Raw genomic sequence first — 8403 nt, forward strand, 5'->3', positions numbered from 1 at the left:
GATCTGCGAAGTTGCTGATTGCGGTTCATTGAGTTCGGGGCCGGGATTAGGGAGCAAGGAAATGAAAAAAACCACATGTCGCGATCGAGCGACTTGTGGTTTTGTCCATTTTTAATTTTTCGAATATAAAATCCCAGCATTATTATATCCTGTAGTTTGTATAACTGTTTTTTTCTTGAATTTCCACTGAGTTACAATGTTGCCGTCCTTTTTTGACGTGGTACTTTTTTTATATTTTAAGTCTTTGTTAATTTTACGATAAACTTCATTTCTAAAAGATTGAACTTTATTCCAGGTAGTAAGTTTTGATTCTTTTTCAAAATTAACTGCCATACCAGTTAATAAACCATATTTAAATTCTACTAAAATAAAAGCAGAACGACCATACACTTTTCCTCTATAATGCAGTCCATGATAGTCCCCTCTATAGCTATCTTCTAAGAAAACCCATTTTTTAGCTTTAGCTTTTTTCTTAAAAGTACTTTTGTCATCACCAAAATATATGTTCTTATAAGTTGCTTCTTTAACTGCAGCAGTTTCAACTGTCGTACTTTCTTTCGCATTTGCATCATTCGTTAAAGTTGTTGAAGCTACAGTCGAGAACATTAAACTCGAAGCTAATAAAATAGTTGCCCACTTTTTCATATAATAAATAACCCCCGATTTCGTATACTTAATTTTAGCAATTAAAGGCATTTATGTATTTAATAACTTTATGATATTTTCAACGGAAAAACAGGAACGTATGCTCTGTTTTTGGATACTCCGATAATAACTATTTACGCGTATTTACAAGCTAAAAACGCCTAAAAACGATTTACATATTTTTACTTTTATAATTAATTTTATGATAAGATTAAAACCAAAATTGCGGAAGGGTGGAAGTTATGAAAAAAGTATTACTAGGAATGCTAGTGAGTTTATTAATCTTATCAGCGTTTGATAGTCTCCAGGTGCAAGCAAAAGAATATGAAATGAAGCCTACGTTTGCTAATAATTTAAAAAAAGGTACATTGCCTGGTGCACAAGGAAAGGTAGGATCTTTAAAAAAGAATTTGAAATTAAAGAATCGCGAAGGTTATTGGATCGATCCAGTTTTAAAAAAATACACATTATCTGAAGATACATATGCATTCCGTTCTTCTAAAGTTGTATCAATAGATCGTACATATAGCTACTTAATTTCAAACGCTTCTATTAGAAAATATTTTGGTAAGGAATTAAATTGGTATGGTACATCTGAGTCTTTTGGAAGATTACACTGGAGTTTTTATAAAGCAGGAAAATATTATATCGGCGTTTATAAATTTTCAAGTAGCTCAGATATTTACACTACGATAGTAGTAGGCAATAAGAAAGCAATTAAAGATTATCATGAGTTGTACATCAGTTTCTAAAAATTTAATAGAGATCAAAAGCATTCTAATATAGGAATGCTTTTTCTAATTCCAACAAATGTAGAAAAATGTTTATAAAAATGTAGAAATATGTACGAAACATTTTTTATAGCCATTACGACACATATACGCTATATCATTCGAAATATACACATGTAGAAACATTTACATACATATGTAGAAATATGTTTGAGCAAATGTAGAAACGTGGTATACTAGCTCTATAATGAAAAATCAGGAGGTATACTATGGCTAAAACAATTGTGATGGGTAACTTTAAAGGTGGCGTTGGTAAAACGAAAGTATCGGTGATGACGACTTGGGAAATGGCGAACAAATACAACAAAAAAGTACTGTTAATCGACATGGATCCACAAGGGAACGCATCGACGTTAATTGCGCGTTCAGCTGGTATTGAAGAATTACCGAATACGATTTTTAGTGGTTTTGAGCAAGGGGATCTGACACCATGTATTCTTGAAGTATCGGAAAATCTACATATGATTCCCGCTTCACTCACTTTCAAAAATTTACCGAAGTTTTTATATAAGAAATTCGATAATGAAATTGAACAAGTATCTTATTTGAAATCGTTGCTTGAACCGATTAAAGATAACTACGATTACATCTTAATCGACGTACCGCCAACGATCTCTGATTTTTCGGATAACGCAATGATGGCGGCTGATTACGTTTTAATCATTTTACAAGCACAAGAATTATCATTAGAAGGCTCTGAAACATATGTTTCTTACTTACAGTTCATGGCAGACAACTACGATGCAGACATTCAAGTGGCAGGCGTTTTACCTGTTTTACTTCGTCCAGGCAGTCGTGTTGATGAATCGACAGTAGAACGTGCAAAAGAGTTATTCGGTAATGATAACGTGATGCAAAATGAAATTCGTCACCTTGAACGATTAAAAGTTTGGGATGTCACAGGTATTACAAACGATGATCAGCACGATCGCAAGGCACACCTTGTATTTACAAAAGCGACAGAAGAATTAATGCAAAAAATCGATGCATTTGAGGAGGCTGGTAAGTATGAGTAATAAGAAGGGCGGCTTAATTAAGAAAAGAAAGACGATGCAACCTGCGAAACCTGTTGCAAAGCCCGATCAACAAAATGCATTTAGCTATAAACCAAAAGTAGAAGCAAAATCTGGTGAAGAACCAAAAGAAGTAAAAGCTGACGTTGTAGCTACTGAAACAGAAGTAGTAAAACCAACACCAACTGTAAAACGTAAATCGACTAAACCGACATTAGAAGATATTAAAGCGAATCTAACGGTCGGTCGTAATTCAGTTACAAAATCTATTCGCGCTCCAGAATTCGTTTATGAAGAATTATCGTTATTGAGTTCGTTTGTCGAACCATCAAAAATGTACGAAATTATGCAACTGATGATCGATAGCTATGTTGAGCACGAATTAACACCTCGCCAGCAAAAACAATATGAATACATGCTGGAAACAAAATTCTTAAAAAATAAAGAAGATTAATAAATAAAGCCCTTTTCATTAGAAAAAGGGCTTTTTATTATCAAAAATTTGAGCAGTTTCCTATAGTGAAATAAAAAACTCACTATTCAAAAAAGTTTTAAATATGGTAAAATTTACTTTGTAATAACGATAGTTACTAATACTCATAATTCCAGTTATAAATATCTCCGCAAAAAATTTTTCAGCAGGAAACTTCCCAGCAAATGTGGAAATGTAGAAACATGTGTAGAAGTTTGATGGCGAAAACTTCCCAACAGATGTGGAAATGTAGAAACATGTATAGAAGTTTAATGGTGAAAACTTCCCAACAGATGTGGAAATGTAGAAACATGTGTAGAAGTTTGATGGCGAAAACTTCCCAACAGATGTGGAAATGTAGAAACATGCGTAGAAGTTCTTTTCTTAAATCACTCACCGATCCCCTCAAATTTCTTTCAAAAACATTGGTATATCAACATTTTCAAAACTTATACTTTCCAACAGATGTAGAAATGTAGAAACATGTATGGAAGTTTAAAGGCAAAAACTTTCCAACAAATGTGGAAATGTAGAAACATGCATGAAAGTTTAAAGGCAAAAACTTTCCAACAGATGTAGAAATGTAGAAACATGTATGGAAGTTTAAAGGCAAAAACTTTCCAACAAATGTGGAAATGTAGAAACATGCATAGAAGTTATTCGTACAAATGTAGAAACAATCTATTGAAGGGCGTCTAAAAGGCGAAATATCAAGGTTTACAACGTCCAAAATATATGTTTATATATATTCAAATGAAAAGAAAAAACCACCTTAATGTCTCAATAGACACTAAGATGGTTTAGCTGACTCTTTGGCGAGAGTCGTGAAAAGATCATTTTGGCGAATGTCTTTTCTCTTTTCATACTAAATCAAGAAAAAATAAAAAAACTAAATAGCTATTTAAAATAGCAAGGAGACTTTCGAACAAAGAACTTGTTAGTTTGATCGAGGTATTTGGCGATACACTCGGCAGTGACTAAAAGCTTTGGCGATTGTTCAAAAGCATTTCTATATGTGAATGATTATATCAGACACAACTTAGAGGTTTCAATGCTTTTAGCTCGAATATTCTACGTTTCGTTTTATTCGTCTCCTTTTGCTACCAAAAATAGCTAAAAGGAGGCGTTTTTCATGACAATGTACAACTTACAAACTGTGTTATCATCAATCGTTCACAACGGTTTAACGACATATAAAACAAAAAATTCACGTTTAGCGCACGCAGCTTTCGTCGACACGTCCGACAAGAAAGGTGTGGTTTTCGTCGTTCGCCAAAAAGAGCATTTCGCCAATGGTCGTGTTCGCGGTTATATCGTGACGTCGAAGGAAACGCTTGTGAAAGATGCACCTTCGCTTTCACACTGGACGCCAAACGTGTACTGCTACGGCGAATATGCGGATCCTGCGCGCACATACATAAAAGGTTTCGAAGAAAAGAACCTGTCTCAGATCAATGCGTTCGTCGTTGATATTGATACGAAAAAATACAGTATGAACGAGATTATGCTGGCATGCATCGACGAATCGATTGGCGAACCATCGATGATCATTGAGTCGCCACGCGGTTATCAAGTGTACTTCCTGTTAGAGTCGCCGTTTTTCATTTCTAAAAATAATGACTTCCGTGGCTTGAAAGTGGCGAAACGTATTTCTGAGAACATCAAACGTAGCCTGAAAGAAGTTAGCGCAGACCAATACTGCAATGACTTCGGCTTTTTCCGTATGCCAACGAACGACAATATCGTTTGGTACAGCGACGCGCGTTATGAATGGAAAGAGCTTATGGACTGGTCAGAGCGTTTTGACGATGATCTTGGCCGTACGCTATACGTCGTGCCGCGCAAGCTCACATCAACGAATTTACTGCAATCTGAATGGTTTGCAGCGCTTTTACATGCAACTGATATTAAAGGCCAAAAAGGGCAGTTCGGGCGTAATAACACGATGTTTACGCTTGCTTTGGCGTGCTATCAAGAGGGGATCGACAAAGGTCGTGTGTACGACATGCTCGACGAATTCAATTCGAACCTGCGCTACCCGCTCGACATTCACGACATGCGCGCCATCATTAACTCAGCGTACAGTGGCGAATATCGTGGGGCAAAGCGTGAGTACGTGCAAGCTTTACTTGAAACGTACGTACATAATGGCGGCGACATCAAAGTAAACCTCGGTAGTACATATTGGTACAAACATAAGAAAGCACGTAAAGACCGTGTGCGCAGCCACTACGAAGAGTGGGAACAAGACATTATCGCCTATTTAAAGGACCTTTCCGTGCCTGACGAGCCATTTGTCTGGCTAACACAAAAAGAGCTCTGTGCGGCGCTTAAAATGCCTCAGAGCACGTTGAACGAAGTACTAAAGCGTTCTAAAACATTATTAAAAACAGTGAACGGTCGTGGCCGCTACGCAAAAACAGGCTGGACGACTGTTAGTTTGCTATGGACTCATATTATGCACACGCAACGCCAAATGAAGGCACAATACAACATCGCTATCGTTGGTCTCGTACAAAGCTACATTGCGCAGCTCGCACCGATTGGCGGATACGAACAACTTCGTGTCATGCTCAACCGCCGCAACGGTCCACCAGACGTACAACTGTCTATGATCCGCTCCCTCGACCCCGTTGGTTGATTCAATACTCCAGTGTGCCTAACATATTTCTAATTACGTGCCTCTCTAGCCGAGCCCAGTAACCTAGTTGTATATAAGATTTACCACCGTATTATTGTTTTCTAAAGCAAGGGGCTATAGAGGTTTTCTGGTTTTTCCCCTCGTTTTAAATATATGCCGTATAGTTAGTTTAGTATATGGTCTCGCCATAAAATGTAGATTTACAAAGTTAAGTAAAAAAGAATACCAAATACGGTTTTGGGAATGTTCCTAGTCCTAACAAATTGATTTATTGGAAAATCTATATAGAATGCCTATAATAGTTGGTATCATTGAGTTTGCTTTTTTTTTACAAGGTATTTAACTCATTAGGAGTTGGCATATTGACTACAAAAAAATTAGAACACATCTCTCAATTAATATATAACAATTTTAATATTCCACTTTTTATTTTCGATATAGGCAGCCAGAAGGTACAGCGTATTGGTCACTATATACAATCTCCCATGTTTGATTCAGTAGAGTCCTTTATAACAAAGCTTCTTCCGTCTGATAATCAGCAGAAGGTTCCTTTAATCCATATTACGAACTATTTAGAAACATTTATTCTTTTGAATACCTCTCCAAAAGAATGGGCTATTATTGGACCATTTACTAATTTTCAAATGACAGAAGATAGTATAGATCGTTTAATCCGAGATTATAATATTCCACTAAGTTATCAGCAAGATTTGTATGAGTATTACAATCAATTAAAGTTACTAAACCAAAAACAAATCGTATCACTGTGTTCACTCCTCTATTTTCTCATATACCAAGAGCCTCTTGATACAGAACAAGTACGCAATCAAATCTTGGAGATAATGGATTTAGAAAAAATTCATATAGAACAAACCATTCGAGATAATCGCTTAGGAAACGCATTGCATTTAGACCATCAGATCGAACAAAAAATTTGGCAGTATGTCAAAGAGGGAAAAAAAGAAAAGCTCTTAGAACACTTAGAATCCATTGATATGGATTCATTAGGGGTACTCTCAAAAAAGAGTCATCTTCGTAATATGAAAAATCAGGTGATTATTTATATAGCTTTAGCAACAAGGGCTGCCATTGAAGGTGGTTTATATCCTGAAATAGCTTATAGTATGAACGATATTAGCATTCAAAAAGTAGAAGAAACAGACGATTTACAAAAAATATTCTATATTGGTGATGGTTTATTATTCGCATTAATTGATCGTATGAATGAAAATAAAGTTAGTATCCATTCGAAATCGGTGAATATGTGTAAAAATTATATTTTTAATCATATTTTTGAACACATTACGATACAAGAATTAGCGGATCTTGTGCATTTGAATCCGGTTTATTTATCACAACTTTTTAAAAAAGAAACGGGAAAGCCACTTGGGAAATATATTCAAGAAATGAAGTTGAAAGAAGCAGAACAATTATTAGTCCAAACCAATCATTCAATAGCTGATATTTGCATGATGCTTCAGTTCAACAGTCAGAGTCACTTTACAAGCTTATTTAAACAATTCACTGGTGTGACACCTAAGCAATATCGAAAAAAGCCCCCGATTCATTCATAAAAAATAGGCTGTCCAAGAAGTATTTCTCGGACAGCCTATTTTGTTATTTTAAGCGTTAATAATAACGCCACCATCTACATTGATTGTTTGACCTGTGATGTGTCGAGCATCCTCACTTGCTAAGAATAATACAGCAGGTGCGATATCCTCATATGGCGTCCCAAATCGACGAATAGCCGTTTGTGAGAAGCCTAAATATAGCGGATCATTTTGTCCTTCCGGTAATGTATCAAGGTATGCTTGAATACCATCTGTAATTGCTCCTGGATTGACTACATTTACGTTGATGTTATCTGGACCCCATTCACGAGCCGCAACACGAGATAAACCACGAATGGCTTCTTTGATTGCTGCATATGCTGCATAGCCTTCTTGTCCTTCATTTCCACTACCTGAACCGAAGTTAATGATTTTGCCACCATTTTCTTTTAAGTATGGATAACATAATTTCATAAAGTCCCAAGTCATCAGAAGACCTGTTTGATAACTTGTCTCCAGTGTTTCACGTGTATGTTCTAAGAATGAATGAGGTGGCTGAATGGCCATTGCTAAGTTTACTAAAATATCAACTGTCTTAAATTGTTGTACTGTTTCAGCAATAAATGCCTCTGATTGCTCTAATTTTGAGCCATCTAATACTTTTGCAAATACAGTAGCCCCTTTACTTTCGCATAATTCAGTTGTTTCTTGTAGCCCTTGAGCATTAATATCACATAATGCTAATATTGCACCTTCTTCAGCAAAACGTTGTGAGATGTATTTACCTAAACCGCCACCAGCACCTGTAATGACTGCAACTTTACCAACTAATTTATTCATAATAAAATCTCCTTCCTTATTAAAAAATCATTTTATCCTCAATTAACTAATAACTTCTGTAGTACGGTTTTAGTTTAAGTAAATCGGATAAACAAAAATACATATATTTAAATATTTTTATAAGGATTTATATATTATTTTGTTTGTTTTTAAGATAATTCTATACAAAATCATACAAAAAAAGATTCCCAAACATTGCTTCGGGAACTTTCCGCCCCTTTAACTAAGTAAACAGCAGACGATATAAAAGGAAATATGTTACATATTGGAGGTTGCAATGAATATTCAATTAGGAAATAGTAATTATCTTAGCTCCTTAAAAAAAGATGGCTCTAATCGTTTATCCGATGATTTGTTTTTAGATAAAAATAAAAAGTCCAAAGCAACATATGAAATCAAAAAAGAAAACGGCTATATACGTCATTACGTAACGAAAGCAAATGGCGAG

The 8403-nt window shown here is 35.5% G+C and carries 7 protein-coding genes; 5 read left to right on the forward strand and 2 right to left on the reverse strand.

All coding sequences use genetic code 11. The features are described from left to right. Window positions 1-111: 111 nt before the first annotated feature. Complete coding sequence (locus KMHG_RS16380) at window positions 112-645, reverse strand: hypothetical protein (protein WP_010291192.1); 534 nt, start codon at window positions 643-645, stop codon at window positions 112-114. A gap of 242 nt (window positions 646-887) precedes the next feature. Here KMHG_RS16380 and KMHG_RS16385 point away from each other — a divergent pair, with 242 nt between their 5' ends. The 5 genes from KMHG_RS16385 (at window position 888) to KMHG_RS16405 (ending at window position 7136) form a co-directional block, all read left to right on the forward strand. Continuing rightward, a complete protein-coding gene (locus KMHG_RS16385) occupies window positions 888-1397 on the forward strand; it encodes a hypothetical protein (protein ID WP_010291193.1) in 510 nt (169 codons plus the stop codon). 248 nt (window positions 1398-1645) lie between these two features. Continuing rightward, window positions 1646-2452: a ParA family protein gene (locus KMHG_RS16390; RefSeq protein ID WP_010291194.1), complete on the forward strand. Its 807-nt coding sequence runs from the start codon at window positions 1646-1648 to the stop codon at window positions 2450-2452. Next, complete coding sequence (locus KMHG_RS16395; protein ID WP_010291195.1) at window positions 2445-2903, forward strand: hypothetical protein; 459 nt, start codon at window positions 2445-2447, stop codon at window positions 2901-2903. The genes KMHG_RS16390 and KMHG_RS16395 overlap by 8 nt, the downstream gene beginning before the upstream one ends. A gap of 1150 nt (window positions 2904-4053) precedes the next feature. Further along, the gene (locus KMHG_RS18130; RefSeq protein WP_010291197.1) at window positions 4054-5562 is read left to right on the forward strand and encodes a primase C-terminal domain-containing protein; all 1509 of its coding nucleotides are present in this window, start codon (window positions 4054-4056) and stop codon (window positions 5560-5562) included. Window positions 5563-5924: 362 nt separating this feature from the next. Next, window positions 5925-7136, forward strand: a complete 1212-nt coding sequence (locus tag KMHG_RS16405) for a helix-turn-helix domain-containing protein (protein ID WP_010291199.1) — start codon at window positions 5925-5927, stop codon at window positions 7134-7136. Window positions 7137-7184: 48 nt separating this feature from the next. Here KMHG_RS16405 and KMHG_RS16410 read toward each other — a convergent pair whose 3' ends face one another. Further along, complete coding sequence (locus tag KMHG_RS16410; protein ID WP_010291202.1) at window positions 7185-7955, reverse strand: SDR family NAD(P)-dependent oxidoreductase; 771 nt, start codon at window positions 7953-7955, stop codon at window positions 7185-7187. Window positions 7956-8403 lie beyond the last annotated feature (448 nt).

This window comes from Kurthia massiliensis (genome assembly GCF_000285555.1).
In the GTDB taxonomy this organism is placed as follows: Bacteria; Bacillota; Bacilli; order Bacillales_A; family Planococcaceae; genus Kurthia; species Kurthia massiliensis.